19 protein-coding genes are annotated in these 23,406 nt (G+C 66.9%); 12 read left to right on the top strand and 7 right to left on the bottom strand.

Going from position 1 to position 23,406, the window contains the following annotated elements; translation table 11 throughout:
• Positions 1–146: 146 nt before the first annotated feature.
• From I5E68_RS07620 to I5E68_RS07635, 4 genes are all read right to left on the bottom strand, one after another.
• The gene (locus I5E68_RS07620) at positions 147–953 is read right to left on the bottom strand and encodes a hypothetical protein (RefSeq protein WP_197162606.1); all 807 of its coding nucleotides are present in this window, start codon (positions 951–953) and stop codon (positions 147–149) included.
• A 197-nt stretch (positions 954–1,150) separates the two neighbouring features.
• Entirely contained in the window at positions 1,151–1,678 is a 528-nt protein-coding gene (gene moaB, locus I5E68_RS07625; protein ID WP_197162608.1) for a molybdenum cofactor biosynthesis protein B, read from the bottom strand.
• Complete coding sequence (locus I5E68_RS07630; RefSeq protein ID WP_228727100.1) at positions 1,668–3,416, bottom strand: lytic transglycosylase domain-containing protein; 1,749 nt, start codon at positions 3,414–3,416, stop codon at positions 1,668–1,670. Before I5E68_RS07630 ends, moaB begins: the two co-directional genes overlap by 11 nt.
• Before the next feature lie 146 nt (positions 3,417–3,562).
• On the bottom strand, positions 3,563–4,315 hold the full coding sequence (locus I5E68_RS07635) for a uracil-DNA glycosylase family protein (RefSeq protein WP_197162613.1): 753 nt from the start codon (positions 4,313–4,315) through the stop codon (positions 3,563–3,565).
• A gap of 106 nt (positions 4,316–4,421) precedes the next feature.
• On the opposite strand from I5E68_RS07635, the gene I5E68_RS07640 reads away from it, so the two are divergent.
• The 3 genes from I5E68_RS07640 to I5E68_RS07650 all read left to right on the top strand — a co-directional run bounded on the left by I5E68_RS07640 (position 4,422) and on the right by I5E68_RS07650 (position 7,750).
• Positions 4,422–6,080, top strand: coding sequence for an electron transfer flavoprotein-ubiquinone oxidoreductase (locus tag I5E68_RS07640; RefSeq protein ID WP_197162615.1), 1,659 nt, complete (start codon positions 4,422–4,424; stop codon positions 6,078–6,080).
• Between the two features lie 91 nt (positions 6,081–6,171).
• Positions 6,172–7,002, top strand: a complete 831-nt coding sequence (locus tag I5E68_RS07645; protein WP_197162617.1) for a 4-(cytidine 5'-diphospho)-2-C-methyl-D-erythritol kinase — start codon at positions 6,172–6,174, stop codon at positions 7,000–7,002.
• A gap of 10 nt (positions 7,003–7,012) precedes the next feature.
• The gene (locus tag I5E68_RS07650; RefSeq protein ID WP_197162619.1) at positions 7,013–7,750 is read left to right on the top strand and encodes an N-formylglutamate amidohydrolase; all 738 of its coding nucleotides are present in this window, start codon (positions 7,013–7,015) and stop codon (positions 7,748–7,750) included.
• Positions 7,751–7,943: 193 nt separating this feature from the next.
• On the opposite strand, the gene I5E68_RS07655 is transcribed toward I5E68_RS07650, so the two are convergent.
• Entirely contained in the window at positions 7,944–8,375 is a 432-nt protein-coding gene (locus tag I5E68_RS07655) for a DUF3806 domain-containing protein (RefSeq protein WP_197162621.1), read from the bottom strand.
• A 208-nt stretch (positions 8,376–8,583) separates the two neighbouring features.
• Between I5E68_RS07655 and ilvD the strand changes: the two genes are divergently transcribed.
• The 6 genes from ilvD (at position 8,584) to I5E68_RS07685 (ending at position 17,476) form a co-directional block, all read left to right on the top strand.
• The gene (gene ilvD, locus I5E68_RS07660) at positions 8,584–10,437 is read left to right on the top strand and encodes a dihydroxy-acid dehydratase (RefSeq protein ID WP_197162623.1); all 1,854 of its coding nucleotides are present in this window, start codon (positions 8,584–8,586) and stop codon (positions 10,435–10,437) included.
• The gene (locus I5E68_RS07665) at positions 10,434–10,823 is read left to right on the top strand and encodes a hypothetical protein (RefSeq protein ID WP_197162625.1); all 390 of its coding nucleotides are present in this window, start codon (positions 10,434–10,436) and stop codon (positions 10,821–10,823) included. Before ilvD ends, I5E68_RS07665 begins: the two co-directional genes overlap by 4 nt.
• A gap of 70 nt (positions 10,824–10,893) precedes the next feature.
• Positions 10,894–12,336, top strand: a complete 1,443-nt coding sequence (locus I5E68_RS07670) for an NAD(P)H-hydrate epimerase (RefSeq protein ID WP_323982117.1) — start codon at positions 10,894–10,896, stop codon at positions 12,334–12,336.
• On the top strand, positions 12,333–13,610 hold the full coding sequence (locus I5E68_RS07675; RefSeq protein ID WP_323982118.1) for a class I SAM-dependent RNA methyltransferase: 1,278 nt from the start codon (positions 12,333–12,335) through the stop codon (positions 13,608–13,610). The genes I5E68_RS07670 and I5E68_RS07675 overlap by 4 nt, the downstream gene beginning before the upstream one ends.
• A 125-nt stretch (positions 13,611–13,735) precedes the next feature.
• On the top strand, positions 13,736–16,393 hold the full coding sequence (gene alaS, locus I5E68_RS07680; protein WP_197162629.1) for an alanine--tRNA ligase: 2,658 nt from the start codon (positions 13,736–13,738) through the stop codon (positions 16,391–16,393).
• Positions 16,394–16,561: 168 nt separating this feature from the next.
• Positions 16,562–17,476: a glutaminase gene (locus tag I5E68_RS07685; protein ID WP_323982170.1), complete on the top strand. Its 915-nt coding sequence runs from the start codon at positions 16,562–16,564 to the stop codon at positions 17,474–17,476.
• Between the two features lie 12 nt (positions 17,477–17,488).
• Here the strand turns inward: I5E68_RS07685 and I5E68_RS07690 are convergent, their stop codons facing one another.
• Positions 17,489–19,270 (bottom strand): cation:proton antiporter domain-containing protein, encoded by a 1,782-nt coding sequence (locus I5E68_RS07690; RefSeq protein ID WP_197162633.1) that lies wholly within the window; start codon positions 19,268–19,270, stop codon positions 17,489–17,491.
• Positions 19,271–19,440: 170 nt separating this feature from the next.
• On the opposite strand from I5E68_RS07690, the gene I5E68_RS07695 reads away from it, so the two are divergent.
• From I5E68_RS07695 to I5E68_RS07705, 3 genes are all read left to right on the top strand, one after another.
• The gene (locus tag I5E68_RS07695) at positions 19,441–20,238 is read left to right on the top strand and encodes an outer membrane protein assembly factor BamD (RefSeq protein WP_197162635.1); all 798 of its coding nucleotides are present in this window, start codon (positions 19,441–19,443) and stop codon (positions 20,236–20,238) included.
• 415 nt (positions 20,239–20,653) lie between these two features.
• Entirely contained in the window at positions 20,654–22,318 is a 1,665-nt protein-coding gene (gene recN / locus I5E68_RS07700; protein ID WP_197162637.1) for a DNA repair protein RecN, read from the top strand.
• Positions 22,319–22,397: 79 nt separating this feature from the next.
• Positions 22,398–22,811 carry a hypothetical protein gene (locus I5E68_RS07705; RefSeq protein WP_197162639.1) on the top strand — a complete coding sequence of 138 codons (414 nt, stop codon included), beginning with the start codon at positions 22,398–22,400 and terminating at the stop codon, positions 22,809–22,811.
• A 34-nt stretch (positions 22,812–22,845) separates the two neighbouring features.
• Here the strand turns inward: I5E68_RS07705 and I5E68_RS07710 are convergent, their stop codons facing one another.
• Positions 22,846–23,337 carry a DUF2165 family protein gene (locus I5E68_RS07710; RefSeq protein ID WP_197162641.1) on the bottom strand — a complete coding sequence of 164 codons (492 nt, stop codon included), beginning with the start codon at positions 23,335–23,337 and terminating at the stop codon, positions 22,846–22,848.
• Between the last annotated feature and the right edge of the window lie 69 nt (positions 23,338–23,406).

Here is a 23,406-nt window from a genome sequence, read left to right on the forward strand (position 1 = left end):
CTGGCAGGCTTGGCGGAATGACGGGCAGGGGCCGGTTGCGGAAGGTCTGGTTCGGAGCAAAGGCATGAGAGAGTCGTCGTTCACAGTGCATTGCTTGCAAACTATGCTCGGCCATTTCTACTCGCCCGATGGCTATTTTGAGCTCACTATCCGTTGCTGGTAATTGTCTGGCCGCTATCGATGCTGCCTTCGCGTAAGAAACCCTGTAGGGCAATGTAAAGGCCGTGGTAGCGATCAGAGCGCACATTCATGGGCGAGAAGCAAAAGCCGATATCCGGCACTTGGACGTGGCCATTATACCGGAAAAATAGGGGTGATAGAGCCTCAAGTATGTTTAAGGCGCCGCGGCGATTATCTTCATTTCGAGTTTGAACGTTAATTGCGTATCGAAGTGAGCTGACGATAATGTCGATAAGAGACGTAAAATGCGACTGTCCTATGGCACTGTAATGGAAGCCAACGATATTAGAGAGACGGGTCGGTGTGTTTCTGTGATGGAGTTGCACGCCGACAGCCATCTTCTCCTTTAAGTGCCCTTCAATCTCGTTGTTTGCATCAGTAAATCGATCAATAAGGACAATGCCTTTTTCGTTCATGCGGTTAAGCGCGCAATGAAAGTGATAACAAACCGTGTTGATGCCGTACCGTCGTGCATTGTCGGGATCGCCGGCTAAGTCGTGTAAGACAGCATAAGCGAACAATTTGCACCCATACTCAGCTGCGGTTCGAATAATCGATTGCTTGAGTTCCAAAAATTGGTGATGTGTTAACCCATCAGGGCGAGGATTGAATTTAAGTCGCACATTTGGTGCCAAACCAAATGCCAAGCGCAGTTCGTCGATGCGCTGGCTAAGCGCGCCAGCAGCATTCCCGGGGATCGATATGCCAGCGTATATTAGGAAGTCGCCAGCGCGATGTTCGAGATTACTCTCATCACAATAAAGTAGATGCATCCGACGCTCGCCCCCACACTCCTGCGATACCTAGCCTGAGAAATGCTTTCAAGAGTCGAACGATAAGGACGCGACAGCTTTCAGGATCTTCAGAAGCTTTTGATCACGGCGACAAAGGGCTCAAACCAGCGCTCGCATTCAACCCGCGCTGATCCAGCCGGATAGAACAGCCTCGCCCCGCAGCCTCCTCTCCGCACTCACTTCTCGCGCAGGCGGGGCATCAGTTCGACGAAGTTGCAGGGGCGGTTGCGGCTGTCGAGCTGTTCGGCGAGGATGCCGTCCCAGCCGTCCTTTACCGCGCCGTTCGAGCCGGGCAGGGCGAAGATGTAGGTGCCGCGGCTGAGCACCGCGTGGGCGCGGCTCTGCACGGTCGAGGTGCCGATGGTCTGGTAGCTCAGCCAGCGGAACAGCTCGCCGAAGCCGGGGATGTCGCGCTCCTTGACGCGTTCGAGCGCCTCGGGGGTGACGTCGCGGCCGGTGAGGCCGGTGCCGCCGGTCGAGACGACCGCGTCGATGCCGGCATCGTCGATCCAGTTGTTGAGCCGCGCGGCGATGCGCGTCACGTCGTCCTTCTCGATCGCGCGGGCGACGAGCTTGTGCCCGGCGCCGGCAATCCGCTCGGCGAGGATGTCGCCCGAGGTGTCGTTCTCGGGGCCGCGCGTGTCCGAGACGGTGAGCAGGGCAATGTTGATCGGCTTGAAGGTACGCTCTGTGTCAATCGCCACGCAGTATCGCTCCGTTGGGGGCCATGCGCACCGCCTTCGAGCCCGAGAGACCGGGGAAGGTCGGCCACATGTCCTGTGCGAGCGCGATGCGGCTTTCCGAAGGGCCGCCGGCCTGGCGCTCGTACATCCAGTAATTGCGCATGACGATATTCACGTAGCCGCGCGTCTCCCAGTAGGGCAGCGATTCCATCCACAGCAGCGGATCGCCGCCGTCCTTCACCTCGGTGTTCCAGCGGGTGATCGGGACCGGCCCGGCGTTGTAGGCGGCCATGACCTTGGGCAGCAGCCCCTGCGTGCCCGAATTGTGGTCGAGCGCGAGCAGGTGGGCCTGTCCGAAGGCGAGGTTGATCTCGGGGCGGTTGAGGTCCTTTGCCGAACCCGAGACGCCCAGCGAGGCGGCATGGTCGCGCGCGGCGGCGGGCATGATCTGCATCAGGCCGCGTGCGCCCGCGGGGCTGACGATGCTTGCCTGGAAGATCGATTCCTGCAGCGCGTGGGCGTAGACGAGCGCGGGGTCGACCTTCCAGCCGCCGGTGGGGGTCCACTTGGGCGTGGGGAAGCGCGAGGCCGGGTCGGGCTTGCCGCCGCGCGGGGCGTTGTAGCTCATCCACAGCTGGGTCGCGGGCAGGCCGAGATCGCGCGCGAGGCGAGAGAGCGGGGCATATTGCCCGGCATCGCCGATGCGCGCCTGATGGCGCAGCACTTCGTCGGCAAGGCCGTCCTCGCCGATCTCGGAGAGCGCGACGGCGGTGCGCACGTTTGGGATCGTGCGCAGCGACTGCCAGTCGGTCTGGCTGAAGTCGGCCTGGGCGTGCTGGGCGGGCAGTTCCATGCCCAGCTGTTCGGCGGCGAGCATGCCGTAGAGCGTCTCGTCGCGCTTGGCCGCGAGGCGCAGCACGCCGGCGGCCTTCTCGGGCTGGCGGCAGCGCACGAGGGCGCGCGCGTGCCAGTAGTGCGCCGCGCTGGTCAGTTCGTCGTTCTCGGAATAGCGCGCGGCATCCGCGAAGGCGGCGGAGGCGCCGTCGCAGTCGCCCAGCCGCCATGCGGCGAGCCCGGCGGTCCACCAGGCCTCGCCGACCCACGGGCCGTTGCCCATGGCGGCGAGCTGGGCCATCTCGTAGGCCGAGGCGTCCTGGTTCTCGATGTAGTAGCTCCAGGCCACCTTCTGGCGCCATTCGGCGCGCGCCATCGACGAAAGCGAGGCGTCGACCCCGTCGAGCAGCGTGCGCGCGCCCATCGGATCGTCGTTCTTGATGTGCTCGACGATCCCGGCCGAGATCGCGGCGGGCATCGTGCCGTCCTCGATCGAGCGCGGGCGCACGCGCTTGGGCATCGAGGGGAGGCGGGCGAACTGCTGCTCGCCGGGCAGGCTCGGCGTGGTCTGCGCACCGCGGCGCTGCGCGAGGCGGGTGATCTGGTCGGCACCGGGAAGCTCGGTCCCTTGCGCCAGCCATGCCTCGAGGTCGGGCAGCTCGATGCGCGGCGAGCCGGCGGCGAGGTAGTATTCCGCGCGCGCTTCCTGATGGATCGGGCCCTCGGGGCGCTGGGCGAGCATGCGCTGGACCTTGCTCCAGTCCTTGTCCTCGACCGCGGAGAAGTATTCGGCGTAGAAATCGCGGTCGTCGTGGCTGAGCAGCGAGGGGACCACGGTGCTGTCGGCGCGGGTGCGGAAGTAGTCGACTGCGGCGCTGTTCGCGCTCGCCGTGCCCGGCAGCGCGGCGAGCGCGAGCCCGGCCAACCCCGTGCCTGCAAGCGCGCGCTTGCCTGCGCGCAGGAGTCCCTTCGCAGTGCTGGCCGGTCGTGAACCAGAGTGTCGCTTCAAGTTATCTGTCCTCGAAAATTCCGTCGTACCGGTTCGGCCCCCTGGCGGCTGGAGGGCGCGGGTCATGCCGCGCTCCAGTCCAGCATCGTCTTCCACAGGACCGGCTTCGCGCTCGGATGATTGAGCAGCGATGCAAGGCCCCAGGAGGCGAGCAACGGTATTGAGCGTCCTTCATGGTTGAAATTTTGTGAAATTGCAGTGCGACGCGGCAATTCGTGGCCCAAAAGCGGCAAAACGTTTTCACCGAAGGTAAACAGGCGTTTCGGGGCGACCAGACCGACGTGGTGCAGCAGCACCTTGCCCATGCCCTCGGTGCGCAGCTGCGTCCAGTCGGGAGCGGGAACGGCGCGCGGGAGGACGCTGGCGATGTAGACCTCGTCGCGGCGGGTTTCGAGCGCTGCAAGGATGGCGTCGAGCAGGCGTCCCTGCGGTCCCGAGAGCAGCGTCTCGCGGTCCTCGCTCTCGGGCGTCTCGACCAGGATCATGACGTCGGCCCCGGCCTTGCCCTGCGGCGGTACGCGCGCCGAGGTGCGGCCCGCGTCGAGCAGCGGCTCGCTCATCCACCAGCGGGTGAATTCGGCGAGGTCTGCGGGAAGTATCGCCGGGTCGATGCCCGGCGGCGCAGCAGGGACCTGCTCCTCGACCGGCGCACGCCTGCGCGCGGCTGCGCGGCGGCGCATTTCGCCGTCGTCACCGGGTTCGGCCAGCCACTCCACCGGCTCGTCGAGCAGGTCGAGATCGACACCGGCGTCCCTCCACCAGTCGAGCGCACCTGTGATATCTGCCAGAAATTCCGGATTTGGGGCCTGATCCATCGAGGCAGGTATTGACCTGTCGGCACCGACCAATCAAGGCACAAGGGTAGACAAGTGCGCAACAAAATACGCGAATGCAAAATTCGACTGGCTTTTGAGGGGTCCCATGATTGAACGCGAAGAGATGCCTTACGATGTCGTGATCGTCGGTGGCGGGCCGGCGGGTCTGTCGACGGCGATCCGGCTCAAGCAGCTCGATCCGGAAATCCAGGTCTGCGTGCTCGAGAAAGGCTCCGAGATCGGGGCGCACATTCTTTCGGGCGCGACCTTCGATCCCAAGGCGATCGACGAGCTGCTGCCCGAGTGGCGCGAGATGGACTGCCCGATGGCCGAGACGCCGGTGACCGACAACTGGCACTGGCACCTCACCAAGGGCAAGAAGTTCTCGATCCCCCACGCGATCCAGCCCAAGTTCATGTCGAACCACGGCAACTACACCGGATCGCTGGGCAACCTGTGCCGCTGGCTGGGCGAGCAGGCCGAGGCGCTCGAGGTCGAGATCTTCCCGGGCTTCCCCGCAGCCGAGATCCTCTACGACGACAACGGCGCGGTCATCGGCGTGCAGACCGGCGACATGGGCGTTGGCCGCGATGGCGAACCCAAGGGCGACTTCCAGCCGGGCATGAACCTGCTGGGCAAGTACACCGTCTTCTGTGAAGGCGCGCGCGGGCACCTGACCAAGCGCCTCAAGGCGAAGTACGATCTTGAAGCCAACTGCGAGCCCCAGATCTATGGTCTGGGCATGAAGGAACTGTGGGACATCGATCCCGACAAGCACGTGCCGGGCCGCGTGATCCACACGCAGGGTTGGCCCTTGTCGGAGAACGACGCCTGGGGCGGCGGTTTCCTCTACCATCAGGCCAACGGGCAGGTCTCGCTCGGTTTCGTCGCCGCGCTCGACTACAAGAACCCCTACATCTACCCCTTCGAGGAATTCCAGCGCTGGAAGCAGCACCCCGAGATCAAGGCGATCCTCGAGGGCGGCAAGCGCGTCGCCTACGGTGCGCGCGCGATCAACGAGGGCGGCTGGCAGTCGGTGCCGCAGCTGGCCTTCCCGGGCGGCGTGCTGGCGGGCTGTTCGGCAGGCTTCGTCAACGTGCCGCGCATCAAGGGCAGCCACACCGCGATGAAGTCGGGCATGCTGGCGGCAGAGGCCATCGCCGCTGCGCTCAAGGCCGAGCGCGGGCAGGACACGCTGCAGGAATACGACGATGCGGTGCGTTCGAGCTGGATCGCGGACGAATTGAAGCTGGTCCAGAACGCCGAGCCTCTGGTCGCCAAGTGGGGCGGTGAGCTGGGCACGGTGCTCGCGGGCACCGACATGTGGCTGCGCACGCTGTTCGGCTTCGGCATCGCCAAGCCGATGAAGCACCACACGGATGCTTCGTGCCTGCAGCGCGCCGATCTCTACAAGCCGATCGACTATCCCAAGCCCGACGGCGTGATCAGCTTCGACCGTCTGACCAGTGTCTCGTTCTCGTTCACCAACCACGAGGAAGAGCAGCCCTGTCACCTCAAGCTCAAGGACCCGGCGATCCCGACGCAGGTCAACCTGCCGATCTATGCCGGGCCCGAGGCACGCTACTGCCCGGCGGGCGTCTACGAGTTCGTCGCCGACGAAAGCGCAGGTGGCGAGGCCCTCAAGCTCCAGATCAATTCGCAGAACTGCGTCCACTGCAAGACCTGCGACATCAAGGACCCGACCCAGAACATCGAATGGGTGACGCCCGAGGGCGGCGGCGGGCCCAACTACCCGAACATGTGATCGCGCTCGGCGGGACTTTCCGCCAGTGACTTTCGCGCATTGCGAGGCCTCGGGGCTTGCCCCGGGGCCTTTGTCGTTTCAGGGGAGGCACATGCACGAAACCGCCTATGCCAAGATCAACCTCGCGCTCCACGTCCGCGCTCGCCGCGAGGACGGTTATCACGAACTGGAGACGCTCTTCGCCTTCGTCGATGACGGCGACCGGCTGGCGGTCGCGCCTGCCGCCGAGGACATGCTCGAGGTGCGCGGCGAATTCGTCGGCGGGCTCGCCAATCCCTTCGACAACATCGTCGCATCCGCGCTCGCCGCCTTGCCACACGGGAAGAAGGGCTGGGCGGTCACGCTGGACAAGCGTCTGCCGGTGGCGGCGGGGCTCGGCGGCGGCTCGGCGGATGCAGGCGCGGTGTTCCGCATGGTCGAGCACGCGCACGGCCTGCCCGAGGACTGGCGCGCCAGGGCCGCGAAGCTGGGTGCGGACGTTCCCGCCTGCGTGCTCTCGCGTCCGTGCATCGGCACCGGCACCGGCACCGATCTTGCGGAAGTCGCGCATAACGATCTCGCGGGCTGTCCCGTGCTCCTCGTCAACCCGCGCGTGCCGCTCACGACCGGGCCGGTGTTCAAGGCCTGGGACGGCGTGGACCGCGGGGCGATGCCGGGCGGGTCCCTGCGCGAGATCGCGCTGGCGGGGCGCAACGACCTCGAGCCGCCCGCGCTCTCGATCTGTCCGCAGATCGGCGAGGTGCTGGCAGCGCTGCGCGAAGGTGGAGGAAAAGGCGGTTCGGGAGCCTTCCTCGTGCGCATGTCGGGCTCGGGCGCGACCTGCTTTGCGCTCTACGACGATCTTGCCGCGCGGGACGAAGCTTCGGAAAAGCTGGAAAAAGACCACCCCGGCTGGTGGCAAATGGCGGGGCGGTTGCGCTAGGATGGGCGACATGCAGACCGTGACCGAAACCGAAAGCTACCGCATCTGTGGCACGCCGCGCTTCGGGGGCATCCTCGTCGTTGCCGACCATGCCTCGAACCGCGTGCCCGAAGATATCGACCTTGGCATCGCGCCCGAGCTGATGGACGAGCACATCGCCATCGACATCGGCGTCGCAGCGATTGCCGAGCGCATGGCGCAGCGTGCCGGCACCGCCGCCTTCCTCGGTAACGTCAGCCGGCTGGTGTGCGACACCAACCGCACCGCCGATGACCCGGCCGCGATCCCCGAGGTCAGCGACGGCTACGCGATCCCGGGCAATTGCGGCATCGACCGCGCCGCGCGGCTGGCGCGCTTCCACGCCCCGTTCCACGACAAGCTCGAGGAGCTCCTCACCGCGAACCCGCCGCTGCTGGTGCTGATCCTGCACAGCTTCACTCCGCGCATGGCGACCCGCCCCGATGAGACGCGCCCGTGGCACTGCGGCGTCCTCTACGACGCCGATGCGCGCGGCGCGAAGCTCGCCACCCCGCTGTTCGAAGCGGACGGGCTCGTCGTCGGCGACCAGGAACCCTATTCGGGCAAGGTCTATAACGCCGCCATCGAACGCCATGTCGAGAGCGACGGTCGGCCCTACCTCTACCTCGAGATCCGCCAGGACCTCATCGCCGACGAGGCCGGGCAGGCCGAATGGGCGGAGCGCCTGACCCGCGTGTGCAACCAGGTCGCGATCGCGCTGGGAGAGTGAGGCGGGTGTCGCTCGCGGGCTTCGACAAGCTCAGCCCGAGCGGGGCAGGGGTCAGACAGCTCTTTAAGATCGCGGTGTCGGCCGCCTCATCAACAGGTTGCCGGATAAAACCAGCGCAACGCCTCTCTTGATGGCAGGTCTTCATCCCCGCTCAGGCTGAGCCTGTCGAAGCCGCTGCAGGCCAAGTCGCCGCCTAATCCACGTCGCCCGCGAAGGCGATGCGGTTGAGGCGCTGGCGGGTCATTTCGTACATCGTGTCGATGTCGATTGCCTCGCCTTCCTCGACGCGGCACGAGATCATCGTCAGCGGGAAGCACAGGATGCCGGTGCCCGGCCAGTGCAGCGCGGGCTGGCGGCCGTATTCGTCGTCGACGGTGACCCAGTCGAGCGAGAGGTCCTGTGCCAGCGCATCGCCGAGCGCGATGCCGAGCGACTGCAGCTTCCAGGTATCCTCGGGGCCGACCCAGTCCTGCGCGAGGTTGGCGCGCACCACGGCGAGTTTGCCGTCGATGCTCTCGTAGGAGGCATCGGGATTGCTCGCGAAGTGGCCCTTGATCCAGACTCGGGCCAGATCGAGCCACTCCTGCTCCTCGTCTTCGAGGGTAAGGCGTTCGAGGCTTGCCATACGCAGAAGACTATCAGGCATTTGCGCGAAGGCGAAGGGGGGCAAACCCCTGTTTCGCGGCAGAACTGACCTTTTTGCGCAAGAATCCTGTTTCATGGGGCGACGGCGGGAAATTTTCTCTTCGGTTGCGGGCGCGAGTGGAGTAGGGGCGGCGCGAAGGGATGCGCCATCCGCCTCCCGCACAAGACAAGTCCCGGAGTACACTGCAATGCCTGCCTATCGTTCCCGCACGTCCACTCACGGCCGCAACATGGCAGGCGCGCGTGGCCTGTGGCGCGCGACCGGCATGAAGGACGGGGACTTCGGCAAGCCGATCATCGCGGTCGTCAACTCGTTCACGCAGTTCGTGCCGGGTCACGTGCACCTGAAGGACCTCGGGCAGCTGGTCGCGCGCGAGATCGAGGCTGCGGGCGGTGTCGCCAAGGAATTCAACACCATCGCGGTCGATGACGGCATCGCCATGGGCCACGACGGCATGCTCTATTCGCTGCCCAGCCGCGACCTCATCGCTGACAGCGTCGAATACATGGTCAACGCGCACTGCGCCGATGCCATGGTCTGCATCTCCAACTGCGACAAGATCACGCCGGGCATGCTGATGGCCGCGATGCGCATCAACATCCCCGTCGTCTTCGTCTCGGGCGGTCCGATGGAAGCGGGCAAGGTCGTGCTCAAGGGCAAGGAAACCGCGCTCGACCTCGTCGATGCGATGGTCGCCGCCGCCGACGAGTCCTATTCCGACGAGGAAGTCGCCGCGATCGAGCGTTCGGCCTGCCCGACCTGCGGCTCGTGCTCGGGCATGTTCACCGCCAACTCGATGAACTGTCTGACCGAAGCGCTGGGCCTCTCGCTGCCGGGCAACGGCTCGACGCTCGCCACCCACGCCGACCGCGAGCGCCTGTTCAAGGAAGCGGGCCGCCTCGTCGTCGACCTGTGCCAGCGCTACTACGAGCAGGAGGACGAGACCGCCCTGCCGCGCACCATCGCCAGCTTCGAGGCGTTCGAGAACGCGATGAGCCTCGACATCGCGATGGGCGGATCGACCAACACCGTGCTGCACCTGCTGGCCGCCGCCGTGGAAGCGGGCGTCGACTTCACCATGGCCGACATCGACCGCCTCTCGCGCCATGTGCCCTGCCTCTCCAAGGTCGCGCCGGCCAAGTCCGACGTGCACATGGAGGACGTCCACCGCGCGGGCGGCATCATGGCGATCCTCGGCCAGCTCGACCGTGCCGGCCTGCTTCACTCCGATTGCCCGACCGTTCATGCAAGGACGCTGGGCGATGCGCTCAACCGCTGGGACATCAGCCGCACCAACGAGGCCAGCGTTCAGGACTTCTACAAGGCCGCGCCCGGCGGCGTGCCCACGCAGGTCGCCTTCAGCCAGGCCAACCGCTGGAAGGACCTCGACCTCGACCGCGAGAACGGCGTGATCCGTTCCAAGGAACATGCCTTCAGCCAGGACGGCGGCCTTGCGGTCCTTTTCGGCAACATCGCGCGCGACGGCTGCATCGTGAAGACGGCGGGCGTCGATGACAGCATTCTCAAGTTCACCGGCAAGGCGCGCGTCTATGAGAGCCAGGACGCGGCGGTCGCGGGCATTCTGGGCGGTCAGGTCGAGGCGAACGACGTCGTCGTGATCCGCTACGAAGGTCCGCGCGGCGGGCCGGGCATGCAGGAAATGCTCTATCCTACCAGCTACCTCAAGTCGAAGGGGCTGGGTAAGGCCTGCGCGCTGCTCACTGACGGGCGCTTCTCGGGCGGTACCTCGGGTCTCTCGATCGGCCATGCCTCGCCCGAGGCGGCCGAAGGCGGCGAGATCGGGCTCGTCGAGAACGGCGACACCATCGAGATCGACATCCCCGGCCGCACCATCAACCTGATGGTTTCGGACGAGGAACTGGCCGCACGCCGTGCAACGCAGGAAGCGCGCGGGAGCGAGGCATGGACCCCGGTCCATCCGCGCAAGCGCAAGGTCTCGGCCGCGCTTCAGGCCTATGCCGCGATGACCACCAGCGCCTCGAAGGGCGCGGTGCGCGACGTGACGCAGCTCAAGCGTTGAGCGAAGGGCTCGCCGCCAGCGCAGCGCTCGTCGCTCTCGTCGCGCTCGGCCTTGCGGGGTGTTCCTCGCAAGGGACGGGCGCGCCGACCCCGCAGGGCAGCGGCGACTACATTGCCTGCGCCGTGGGCGGTTCGGCCGAACTGGCCGATGCCTGTGCGGTCGAGCGCGTCGAGCAAGACGGCCAGCTCAGTCTGGTGGTGCATCATCCCGACGGAGGGTTCCGCCGCTTCGACGTGCGCCGCGACGGCACCGGCCTCGCGGTCGCCGACGGGGCGGACGAGGCCGAGACGCGCCTCGACGAGGGCAAGCTCTCGGTCACCGTCGGGCCCGACCGCTACGTTTTCCCGGTGACCATGCGCAAGAAGGGGGCCGCCGCCGCGCAGTGAGGCGGAAACGTCCCCTGTCTCACATGCGTTGCCGGTTGAACCAGCCCAGCAAAGGACGCGAGACCCAGCCGTGACGACCAGCCCAGCAGCGCAGACTTCCCCCGAGAGTGCCCCCGATGCCGCGCATCAGGTCCTCACCGTGCAGCAGATGCGCGAGGCCGAAGGCGCGCTGATCGAGGCGGGAACCTCGGTCGATGCGCTGATGCAGATCGCGGGGCGCGGCGCTGCCGCCTACGTCTGGCGCATGAGCGGCCAGCGCCCGGTCACCGTGCTGTGCGGGCCCGGCAACAATGGCGGCGACGGCTACGTCATCGCCCAGGCCATCCGCGAGCGCGGCGGCGAGGCCGTGGTGGTCGCCGCCATGCCGCCCGCGACCGATGCCGCACGCAATGCCCGCAAGCTCTTCGAAGGGCCGGTGCTGGGGCCCGAGGAAGCCGATTGCTCGGGCGAGGTCTTCGTCGACTGCCTCTTCGGCAGCGGTCTGACCCGCCCGCTCGACGCCGATGCCTTCGCACTGCTGGTGAAGCTGGCAGGTCGCCACCGTCACCGCGTCGCGATCGACCTGCCGAGCGGCGTCGGTTCGGACACCGGCATGGCGCTCAACGAGGGCCTGCCGCAATATGACCTGACGGTCGCGCTCGGCGCATGGAAATACGCGCACTTCCTGATGCCTTCGGCCCCGCTTTGTGGCACGCAGAGGCTGGTCGACATCGGTGTCGCCCCGGTCGCGGGGGCGGCCGGGCGGCTGCGGCGTCCCGACCTTGCCGCGCCGGGACCCGACGCGCACAAGTATACCCGCGGCCTGCTCGCGGTCGTCGGCGGGGCCATGCCGGGCGCGGCGATCCTTGCCAGCATGGCGGCACAAGGGGCAGGGGCGGGTTACGTCAAGCTCTTCGCCGACACCAAGCGCGGGGCGCCCGCCGATCTGGTGGTCGAGACCGGGCCGGTCTCCGAAGTGCTCACCGATCATCGCAATTCGGCGATCCTCGTCGGCCCCGGGCTTGGCCGCGACGGCGTGGCGCGCGAGCGGCTGGCCGTGGCGCTTGCCGATCCGGTGCCGGTGCTCGTCGATGCCGATGCGCTGGTCCTGCTCACCGGGCGTCACCTCGCCGAGCGCAGTGCGCCCACCGTTGCGACCCCGCACGAGGGCGAACTCGTCGCGCTCGAACGCGCTTTCGATTGCGACGGTTCGGGCAGCCGCCCGCAGCGCGCACTGGCGCTGGCACGCAAGAGCGGCATGATCGTCGTCGCCAAGGGTGCGGACACCGTCATTGCCGCGCCCGATGGTCGCCTGGCGCTGGTACCACGTGCCTCGTCCTGGCTCTCGACCGCGGGAACGGGCGACGTTCTTGCCGGTGCCATCGCCAGCAGGCTCGCCTGTGGAGCCGAGGCCTTCGCCGCGGCAGGCGAGGGGGCATGGCTCCACGGCGAGGCGGCAAGGCTTGCCCCGCCTGCCTTCAGTGCGCTTCAGCTTGCCGAGAGGATACCCGCTGCGCTAGCGGCGTGCCTGTGAGCGAACAATCTGAAGAAATCCTGCGAATCGCCTCCAAGGGCGACGGTGTCACCGCTTCCGGGCGCTTTGCCTGGGGCGCGGCGCCCGGCGACGTGCTGCTTGCCGACGGCACGCTCGAATGGGGGCCGCACCATGTCGAGCCCGCGTGCCGTCACTTCGGGCGTTGCGGGGGCTGCCAGCTCCAGCAGCTCGACGAGGAGACGCTGACCGAGTTTGTCGAGGCGCGCGTCGCCAATGCCTCGAGCGCGCAGGAACTGGGCGCCGAAGAAATCGCCGCGCCCTACCTTTCGCCGCCGGGTGCGCGCCGCCGCGCGTCCTTGCGCGCCGAAAGCTCGGGCGGGCGGATCGTCATCGGCTTTCGCGAGGCGAAGTCGCATCGGCTCGTCGAGCTGGAGGAATGCCCGGTCCTCGTTCCCGAGATCACCGCGCTGCTCGACCCCTTGCGCAAGTTGCTCATCACCATGGGCAAGGCGGCGCCCGCCAAGAAGGGCCCGCGCGGCAAGCCTGCGAAGAACGCCAAGAGCACCATGCCGCGCATGGCCTGCGACATCGAGATGACGCTGGTCGACCAGGGCGTCGACCTCGGCGTCAAGGGCCTCACCGCCGAGGGTCTCGCCGCGACCGAGGCGATGCTCGATTTCGCCAAGGAGCATGGCCTTGCCCGCCTCACCATGGACGGGGGCTATGGCTACGAGACCGTGTGGGAGCCCGCACCGGTCACCGTCACGCTCGGCGACACGCCGGTCCCGTTCCCGCCCGGCAGCTTCCTTCAGGCGACCAAGGACGGCGAGGATGCGCTGGTCGCCGCGGCGCGCGAGTGGATCGGCGATGCCGCGACGATCGCCGATCTGTTCTCGGGGCTGGGCACTTTCGCGCTCGCGCTGGCGAGCTCCGCGTGCAAGGTCTTCGCCGCCGAGGCCGCGCGCGACGTGCACCTCGCCTGCAAGTCGGGCGCCGACCGCGCACAGCGCCCGGTCTTCAGCGCGCACCGCGACCTGTTCCGCAACCCGCTCCAAGCCGACGAGCTGTCGAAGTTCGAGGCGCTCGTGCTCGACCCGCCGCGCGCCGGAGCGCGCGAGCAGGTGGAGTGCATCGCGGATTCCAGCGTCGACCGCGTGGTCTACATCTCGTGCAACCCGTCGAGCTGGTCGCGCGACGGCGCGCGGCTCGTCGAGGCGGGTTTCCGGCTGGTGGAGCTGCGGCCCGTCGGCCAGTTCCGCTGGTCGACCCACGTCGAGCTGGCGAGCTACTTCGTGCGCGACGGCGAGGGCTGACGCGTTCCCCGCGGCGATGATGAGCGGCGCAGGCACCCGAAATCCACGCCTTATCGCCTGAAACGAACAGTCTGACCGCACCAAGCGGCTTGCGGCCCTCGCGCGGGTGTCTTATCGGCGCTGTCATGCAGACGACGAACGATATCCGCCGGTCCTTCCTCGACTACTTCGCGTCGAAGGGGCACACGCCTGTCCAGTCCGCGCCGCTGGTCCCCTACAACGACCCGACGCTGATGTTCGTGAACGCGGGCATGGTGCCGTTCAAGAACGTGTTCACGGGGCAGGAAAAGCGCGACTACTCGCGCGCCACCTCCTCGCAGAAGTGCGTACGCGCCGGCGGCAAGCACAACGATCTCGACAACGTTGGCTACACCGCGCGCCACCACACCTTCTTCGAGATGCTCGGCAATTTCTCCTTCGGCGACTACTTCAAGGAAGAGGCGATCACCAACGCCTGGGGCCTGCTCACCAAGGAGTGGGGCCTTGCCAAGGAAAAGCTGCTCGTCACCGTCTACCACACCGACGACGAGGCCTTCGACCTGTGGAAGAAGATCGCCGGGCTTTCCGACGACCGCATCATCCGGATCCCGACCAAGGACAACTTCTGGTCGATGGGCGACGATGGCCCGTGCGGCCCGTGCTCGGAAATCTTCTTCGACCATGGCGACCACATCTGGGGCGGCCCTCCGGGTAGCCCCGAGGAAGACGGCGACCGCTTCATCGAGATCTGGAACCTCGTGTTCATGCAGTTCGAGCAGGCGGGCGGCGAGATCGTGGGCGAGCTGCCCAAGAAGTCGATCGACACCGGCATGGGCCTCGAACGCCTCGCTGCGGTCATGCAGGGCCAGCACGACAACTACGACATCGACCTGTTCCGCAACCTGATCTCGGCTTCGGAAAGCCTGACCGGGGTCAAGGCCGAGGGCGAGCAGACCGCCAGCCACCGCGTGATCGCCGATCACCTGCGCTCGACCAGCTTCCTGCTCGCCGACGGCGTTCTGCCTTCGAACGAAGGGCGCGGCTACGTCCTTCGCCGCATCATGCGCCGCGCCATGCGCCACGCGCACCTGCTCGGCGCCAAGGACCCGCTGATGCATCGCCTCGTGCCCGCGCTCGTCGCGGAAATGGGCCAGGCCTTCCCCGAACTGGGCCGCGCGCAGCCGCTCATCGAGGAAACGCTCGAGCGCGAGGAAATCCAGTTCCGCCGCACGCTTTCGAACGGCCTCAAGCTGCTCGACGAGGCGACTGGCGAGATGGGCGAGGGCGCGACGCTTGCGGGCGAGACCGCGTTCAAGCTCTATGACACCTACGGTTTCCCCTATGACCTCACCGTCGATGCGCTGCGCCCGCGCGGCATTACCGTCGACGAAGCGGGCTTCCAGGCCGCGATGGCCCAGCAGAAGGCCGCCGCGCGCGCCGCGTGGAAGGGCTCGGGGCAGGCCGCCGATGCCGAAATCTGGTACGACATCGCCGAGCGCGAAGGCGCGAGCGAGTTCACCGGCTATGCCTCGACCACCGGCGAGGGCCGCGTCGTCGCGCTGCTCGTCGACGGCAAGGAAGTCTCGGAGGCCAAGGCGGGCGACAAGGTCACCGTGCTGACCAACCAGACCCCGTTCTACGGCGAATCGGGCGGTCAGGTCGGCGATGCCGGCTCGATCACCGGCGCGCTGCCGGGCAGCGATCTCGCGATCACCATCGAGGATACCGCCAAGCCGCTCGGCCGCCTGCATGCGATGTCGGGCACGGTCGATGCCGGTTCGATCAAGCTGGGCGACGCGGTACTGCTCTCGGTCGACGTTGCGCGCCGCGATGCGATCCGCGCCAATCACTCCGCGACGCACCTCGTCCACCAGGCGCTGCGCGACCGGCTGGGCGACCACGTCACGCAGAAGGGCTCGATGGTCTCGCCTGAGCGCCTTCGCTTCGACTTCTCGCACCCCAAGGCGCTGAGCGACGAGGATATCGCCGCGATCGAGGCCGAAGTGAACGCCGAGATCCGCGCCAACGAAGCGGTGATGACCCGCCTGATGACGCCCGACGACGCCATCGAGGCAGGCGCCATGGCGCTGTTCGGCGAGAAGTACGGCGACGAGGTCCGCGTGCTCTCGATGGGCCGCGCCAAGGGCAAGCGCAACTATTCGGTCGAGCTTTGCGGCGGCACCCATGTCAACGCCACCGGCGACATCGGCGTGTTCCGCATCGTCTCGGAAAGCGCGGTCTCCTCGGGCGTTCGCCGCATCGAGGCGCTGACCGGCGAAGGCGCGCGCCAGTGGTTCGTTCAGCGCGAGGATGCACTCAAGGCCGCGGCCTCGGCGCTGCGCACCACGCCCGACGAGGTGACCGAGCGCGTCGTGGCGCTGCTCGACGAGCGCAAGAAGCTCGAGCGCGAACTCGCCGAAGCCAGGAAGGCGCTGGCGCTTGGTGGCGGCGGCGCGGCCTGGGGTCCGGCCGATGAAGAAATCAACGGCATGACCTTCTCGGGACAAGTGCTCGAAGGTCTCGACCCCAAGGAACTGCGCGGGCTGCTCGACCAGGCCAAGCAGCGCATGGGCTCGGGCATTGCCGCGATCGTCGCGGTCAACGAGGGCAAGGGCGCCATTGCGGTTGCCGTGACCGACGACCTCAAGGACAAGGCCTCGGCGGTCGAGCTGGTCCGTGCCGGTGTCGCCGCGATGGGCGGCAAGGGTGGCGGTGGCCGTCCCGACATGGCGCAGGGCGGCGGTCCCGAAGGCGACAAGGCTGCCGACGCAATCGCTGCCGTGAAGGCCGCGCTTGCCGGCTGAGAGGACACGTGAAGGGATGGCATCGAGGGGCAAAGCTCCTAGAGCTCCCATGACTGTCCAAGGCAATGCACATACTGCGGCCTCGTGCAGGGCACGAGGCCGACAGTCATGGGGTCAAGGGGTATTAACCCCTTGAATCCTCTTTCTTCCCCTCTCGACCTCACCACGATTGCCAAGGGCATCGCCGCCGACATGCGCGACGAGGTCCAGCGCGGCAAGGTGGCCGATTACATCCCCCCACTGGCGCAGGTCTCGCCCGACAGGTTCGGCATCGCCATAGTCACCGCCGATGGGCAACAGCACTGCGCAGGCGATGCGGACGAGCCGTTCTCGATCCAGTCGATCTCCAAGGTCTTCGCGCTAACGCTCGCCATCGGTGCGGTGGGCGACGAACTGTGGGCACGGGTCGGGCGCGAGCCTTCGGGCTCGGCGTTCAACTCCATCGTCCAGCTCGAGAGCGAGCACGGCATCCCGCGCAATCCCTTCATCAATGCGGGCGCCATCGTGGTGACCGACGTGCTGCTGGGCCATCTCGAGCCGCGCGAGGCAATCGGGCAAATGCTGCGCTTCGTGCGCGAATTGTCGGGTGACGACACCATCGCCATCGACGAGAGTGTCGCACGGGCCGAGCAGGACACTGGCTTTCGCAACAAGGCGCTGGCCAACTACATGCGCGCCTTCGGCAACCTGAACGGCGAGGTCGACAAGGTGCTGGGCACCTACTTCCACTTCTGCGCGCTGGCGATGTCGTGCAGGCAACTGGCGATGGCCGGGCGCTACCTGATGAATGGCGGGCGCGTCGACGGGCACGGCGTAGTCACCGCGCGGCGGGCGCGGCGCATCAATGCGCTGATGATGTCCTGCGGGCACTACGACAATTCGGGCGACTTCGCCTACCGCATCGGCCTGCCGGGCAAGTCGGGCGTTGGCGGGGGTATCCTCTGCGTCGCGCCCGGCATCGCGAGCGTGGCGGTGTGGTCGCCCGGGCTCAACGCCGCGGGCAACTCGCACCTGGGCACGATGGCGCTGGAGCGTCTGGTCCACCTGACCGGCTGGTCGGTGTTCGAGCCGCGCCGGGGCTGAGGGGAGCTACGGTCAGACCCGTTCGGGTTCGCGCATCTGGCCCGAGCGCAGCGCCGGCTTCTCCGATAGTCCGCCCTGGTTCATGATCTGCTCGCGCAACTGGTCGCGCTTTTCGTGGATCGAGGCGATGACCGGTCCCATTGCGACGCCGGTCTCGACAAGCACGGCCTCTGACAGCTGGAGCGAACTTTCGAGCGTCTCGGGCACCGCGTGGGTCGCCCCGGCGCGGTAGAGCAGGGCGGCGTGATCGGCGTCGCGCGCGCGCGCGATGATCGGCAGATCGGGATATTGCTGGCGCAGCTTGCGCACGATGCGCTGGGCGGTGACCGGCACGTCCATGGTGATGATCACCGCGGCTGCGTCCGCTGCGCCCAGCCGCTCCATCGCATCGCCGCGTCCCGCATCGCCGAAAGTCACGGCATAGCCGCGGCGGCGACCCTCATCGACGAAATCGGTGTCGGTATCGACCGCGACATAGGGCCGGTCGTGGCGGGTAAGCATGTCCGCGACGAGGCGCCCGACGCGACCGAAGCCGACGATGATCGTGCGCGGCTTGCCGCCTTCCTCGCTGGGGTGATGCGGCGCTTCGACGGTATCGACGCGGCGCGCGGCGACCTTGCCGGCCATCGCCAGCAACGGGGTCACGGTGAGGCCGATAGCGGTCACGATCTGCCAGAACTGCGCGGTGCCCGGCTGGATGAGCTGCGCTGAGCTGGCAGCCGTAAGCACGATCAGCGTGGTCTCCGAAGGGCTCGACATGAGAATGCCGGTCTCGGTCGCAGTGCCGCGCCGTGCGCCCATGAGGCGCAGCAGCACGCCGGTGACGACCGCCTTGATCAGGATCACGCCGACGGTCGCGACGAGGATCGAATAGAGGTTTTCCCAGACCACCAGCAGGTCGATGCTCATGCCGATGGTGATCAGGAAGACACCGAGAGCCAGCCCCTTGAACGGCTCCATGATCTGCTCGACCTCGGAATGGTATTCGGTCTCGGCGATGAGCAGCCCCGCGACGAGCGCGCCGACGATGGGCGAGAGGCCGACCGCGGCGGTCAGCAGCGAGGCGAGGATCACCACCAGCATCGAGGCGGCGAGGAACAGTTCGGGGCTCTTGGTGCGCGCGGCCTGCGCGAAAAGCGGGGGCAGCAGGTAACGCCCGAAGACGAGCAGCCCGACGACCACCACAGTGCCCCAGCCGAGGGTGTGGATAAGGTTGCCCATGCCGTCCGCACCGGCATGTGGGGCCAGCGCGCCGAGCAGGAAGATGATCGGGACGAGGGCGATGTCCTCGAACAGCAGCATGGCCAGCGAGGCCTTGCCGACCGGCGTCGCGGCGTTGGAAATCTTGAGCACCAGCGCGGTAGACGAGAGAGCGAGTGCGAGGCCGAGCGCGAGCGCGCCGGAGAAGGCCTGGCCGATCGAGGCGAAGATGAAGGTCAGGCTCGAGCCGATCAGGATCAGTTCGAGCGAGCCGAGACCGAAGACCATGCGGCGCATGTCCCACAGGCGGCTGAACGAGAGTTCGAGCCCGATCGAGAAAAGCAGCAGGATGATGCCGAATTCGGCGAAGACGTCGAGCCCGCTGGGGTCGGTTATCGATATATGGGTGAGCAGCGGATACTCGAACACATGGCGCCCGAGCCCGAAGGGCCCGACGAGGAGCCCCACGAGGATGAACCCGATGACCGGCGTGATGCGGAACCGGTTGAATACCGGGATCACGATTCCGGCGGCGCCCAGGATTACCAGGGCGTCGGACATTACGGGCGAATAGAGATCGTTACTTCCTGCCATTGCCGGTCACTATGGCAGGGCAGGCGCATTTGTCACCCTCGCGCGGGAGCTTGCAGGGGGCTATCGGCCTGTTCTTTGGCGCCTTTGCCCGAGACCGGCTTACCGGACATGGGGAAAAGCCTGCGCAACTTCACTTGGCGTTCAGCAAAGCGCTGTCTATAGACGCGGCCATGTTCGAACGTTCGCGCCTGAAGCCCGTCATCCTCGCCGCTGCTGCCGGTGCCCTCGTTTTCACCGCCGGGTGTGCCTCGGGCGGGAACAAGTCCAAGGATACGGCCTACGTCGCGCGCGACGTCGACACGCTCTACGCCGCCGCCAAGGCGCGTCTCGCACAGGGACGCACCAAGCAGGCCGCAGCGCTGTTCGACGAGGTCGAGCGCCAGCACCCCTATTCGCCCTGGGCCCGCCGTGCGCAGCTGATGAGCGCGTTCTCGTGGTATGCCGCGCGCGACTACAACAAGTCGATCCAGTCGGCGCAGCGCTTCCTCTCGATCCACCCAGGCAACAAGGACGCGCCTTACGCCTACTACCTGATCGCGCTGTGCTACTACGAGCAGATCAGCGATGTGACGCGCGACCAGCGCACCACCGAACAGGCCAAGGCCGCGCTCACCGACATCGTGCGCCGCTACCCCGCGACGCCCTATGCCGCCGATGCCAAGCTCAAGATCGACCTCGTCAACGATCACCTCGCTGGCAAGGAAATGACCATCGGGCGCAACTACGAGCGGCGCGGTAAGTGGCTCGCTGCGACCCTGCGCTTCCGCAACGTGGTCGACAACTTCCAGACCACCAGCCACACCCCTGAGGCGCTGTTCCGCCTCGTCGAGAGCTATCTCTCGCTCGGCGTCCCCGAAGAGGCGCAGAAGGCGGCTGCGGTGCTGCAGGCCAACTATCCAGAGAGCAAGTGGTACGAGCGTGCCTACAGGCTGATGGACAAGTACGCGCCCGAAAACGTCGCGGCCTGAGCGCCACGCGTTCGGGGCTTATCGTCTGCGTCGATTGCTCTGAGCACTTCAAGTCCGATTTACACCGTGTTTCGCGGGAACTAAGTTGCTTCTACCCGTCCGGCAGTCGGCTGGCGGGCCCGGAGTCGCATCCCTGCCATGATTCGTGATCCTGAACCGCCCCGTGAGGGCGGATTTGCGCCCTTGCGTGATCTTCTTGCTCGTCCCGAGCTCCTTGCGATGATTGCCCTGTTCCTGCTTGCCTGGCTCGTCGCGCTGAGCGATCTCGCCGCCCTGATGCCCACGCGTTGACGACCCGATCCCGGCGCCCGTAGGCAGGTTTGTCAGGCGTCGCGCCGGGAAAGGAAAAAGCCTTAGGGCCTCGCGCAAAGCCGGGTGACGACCCCGAGGCAATTCGCTAGAACGATTCGCGAACATGCTGAGCCGCCTTTCCATCCGCAACATCGTCCTGATCGAGGCGCTCGACCTCGATTTCGCCCGTGGCCTGGGCGTGCTCACCGGCGAGACCGGAGCGGGCAAGTCGATCCTGCTCGACGCGCTCGGGCTGGTGATCGGCAATCGCGCCGATTCAGGGCTGGTGCGCGCCGGTGAAGACCGCGCGATCGTGACGGCCAGCTTCGACTTCGGCGAACTGCCCGCGATGCTCGATGCCGCGCTGGAAGAGGGCGGGGTGGTCATCGAGCCTGGCGAACCGCTGATCCTGCGTCGCCAGCTCAAGGCCGACGGCGGCTCGCGCGCCTGGCTCAACGACCAGCCGGTCAGCGTCGCGCTGTTGCGCGAGATCGCGCCCGCGCTGGTCGAGATCCATGGCCAGCACGACGATCGCGGTCTCGTCAACGCCAAGGGGCACCGCGTGCTGCTCGACCGTTTTGCGGGCAGCGACCTCGCCGGGGTCGATGCCGCGTGGAAGACCTGGCGCACGGCACAGGGCGCACTCGACACCGCGCGCGAGCAGGTCGAACGCGCCGCGCAGGACGAGGACCTGCTCGTCGCCCATCTTGCCGAAATGGACAAGCTCCAGCCCGTGGTCGGCGAGGAGGAGGAGCTCGCGCTCGCGCGGGCCGACATGCAGAAGGGCGAGCGGCTCTCCGACGATCTCTCGGCTTTGCAGCACTTGTGGCAGGGTTCCGATTCGGCGCTGGCGGGGCTTCGTTCCGCTGCGCGCCAGCTCGACCGCATTGCCGGCGAACACCCCTTGCTCGCCGAGGCGCTCGCCGCGCTCGACCGCGCGGTGATCGAGGCGGGCGAGACCGAGGAAAAGCTCGAGGAGGCCGCCGAGGCGCTCTCGTTCGACCCGGCCGAGCTCGACCGCATCGAGACGCGGCTGTTCGACTTGCGCGGGCTGGCCCGCAAGCACTCGTGCCAGGTCGACGACCTTCCCGCGAAGATGGTCGAGATGCGCGAGGCGCTCGATGCCATCGAGGGCGGGAGCGAGCACATCGCCGCGCTCGAGAAGGCGGCGCAGAAGGCCGCGCTCGCATACCGCGAGAAGGCCGACGCGCTGCACGATCTGCGCCGTGCGGCGGCCAAGCGGCTCGACAAGGCGGTCGCCGCCGAGCTCAAGCCGCTCAAGCTCGATGCCGCGCGCTTCCAGACCAGCGTCATGCGCCTTCCCGAAAGTCGCTGGGGCGCGAGCGGGATGGACGCGGTCGAGTTCCTGATCTCGACCAATCCGGGCACCGACTTCGCGCCGCTCGCCAAGATCGCCTCGGGCGGCGAGCTCTCGCGTTTCATTCTCGCGCTCAAGGTCGCGCTCGCAGAAGAGGGCGGGGCCGCGACGGTGATCTTCGACGAGATCGACCGGGGCGTGGGCGGCGCGGTGGCCGATGCCATCGGCGAACGTCTCGCCCGACTCGCTGCGGGCGGGCAGCTGCTCGCGGTCACGCATAGCCCGCAGGTCGCCGCGCGCGGCAACCGGCACTACATGATCTCGAAATCCTCGCGTGGAACGGTCACCAAGACCTCGGTCGCGCCGCTCAGCGATGCCGAGCGCCAGGAGGAAATCGCGCGCATGCTCTCGGGCGCCGAAGTCACCGAGGAAGCGCGCGCACAGGCCAGCCGCCTGCTCGAAGGCGCGTGATGGGGTGTCTGGCGCAAGGGCGGCGGCCTTGCGCAATGCGCGGCCCGGTTCGGTTCATTCGCCATAGGGGGATTGTCGCGTGAAACTGGTCAGATGCGCTGCGCCGGGAGTGGCTGCTGCCTTGCTGGTGTCGGGATCGATGGCCGGAGCCGACTATTCCAGCAGTGTCGACGAAGATGGTTGCTGGGATGCGGCGAGCCCGACGAATGGCTCGTGCATCGAGGTCGCGAGGCAGAAAGAGCAGGGCGGACGGCTCTATGTCTATTACGCCAATACCTGCGCCCATCCGATCCATGCCAAGGTCTGTCACGAGCTCAAGACCGGCAAGCAGGACTGCGGCTATCTCGGTATCGCAGCCGGCGAAGAGGCCGAGTACTGGAGCCGCGCCGAGACCTCGACCGGGAACTTCTCCTACGCGGCGGTCGGGCTCACGGACCCGGCGAAGGCTTGGGTCTGCATGTCGCGCTACAAGTTGGGCCAGAGCGTACCGTGACGGGGCGCCCGGGCCGGAAGGTTGCTCAAGGCAGCTAGCTGGCGGTGTCCTCGGTGGCGCCTGAGCGCTGGTTCAGCACGATCAGCACCAGCATGTACATCGCGCCGAACAGCATCGAACTGTAGAACGGGTCGCGCCCCGTTTCGATCTGCCACATCTGGTAGCCTGCCCCGGCGACCACCTGAAACAGGCCCCACCAGTTGAGCAGCGCACAGCCGATCCCGGTGCGCGCGAGCCGCATTGCGCGTGCATCGCGCGCGCCGCTTGCGATTTCGAGACTGGCGATGACCAGCAGCACGCCCGCTGCGATCTCCAGCGCGAAAACCAGCGCCATTGCCATCAGCACCAGTGGCGCAGCGGGTACGGGTAGCAGCGTTACCGGGTAGGCAACCTGATCGGCATGGCTGGTGACGTAGGTGAAGAATGCCCGGGCCTCGCCGAAATTGGCCAAGTTATGAACTACGTAGAGCAGCGCCATGGCGCCCAGTATCAGGCACAGCAAGGCCTTGAGCTGGCGGTCGGTCATCTCTGTCTCCCCTCTGTTTGTCGCCGCAGCCTATCATGCGGATGCGCGACTTGGCACGTAGGCAGCCAC

Source organism: Novosphingobium aureum, from assembly GCF_015865035.1.
Classification (GTDB): Bacteria; Pseudomonadota; Alphaproteobacteria; order Sphingomonadales; family Sphingomonadaceae; genus Novosphingobium; species Novosphingobium aureum.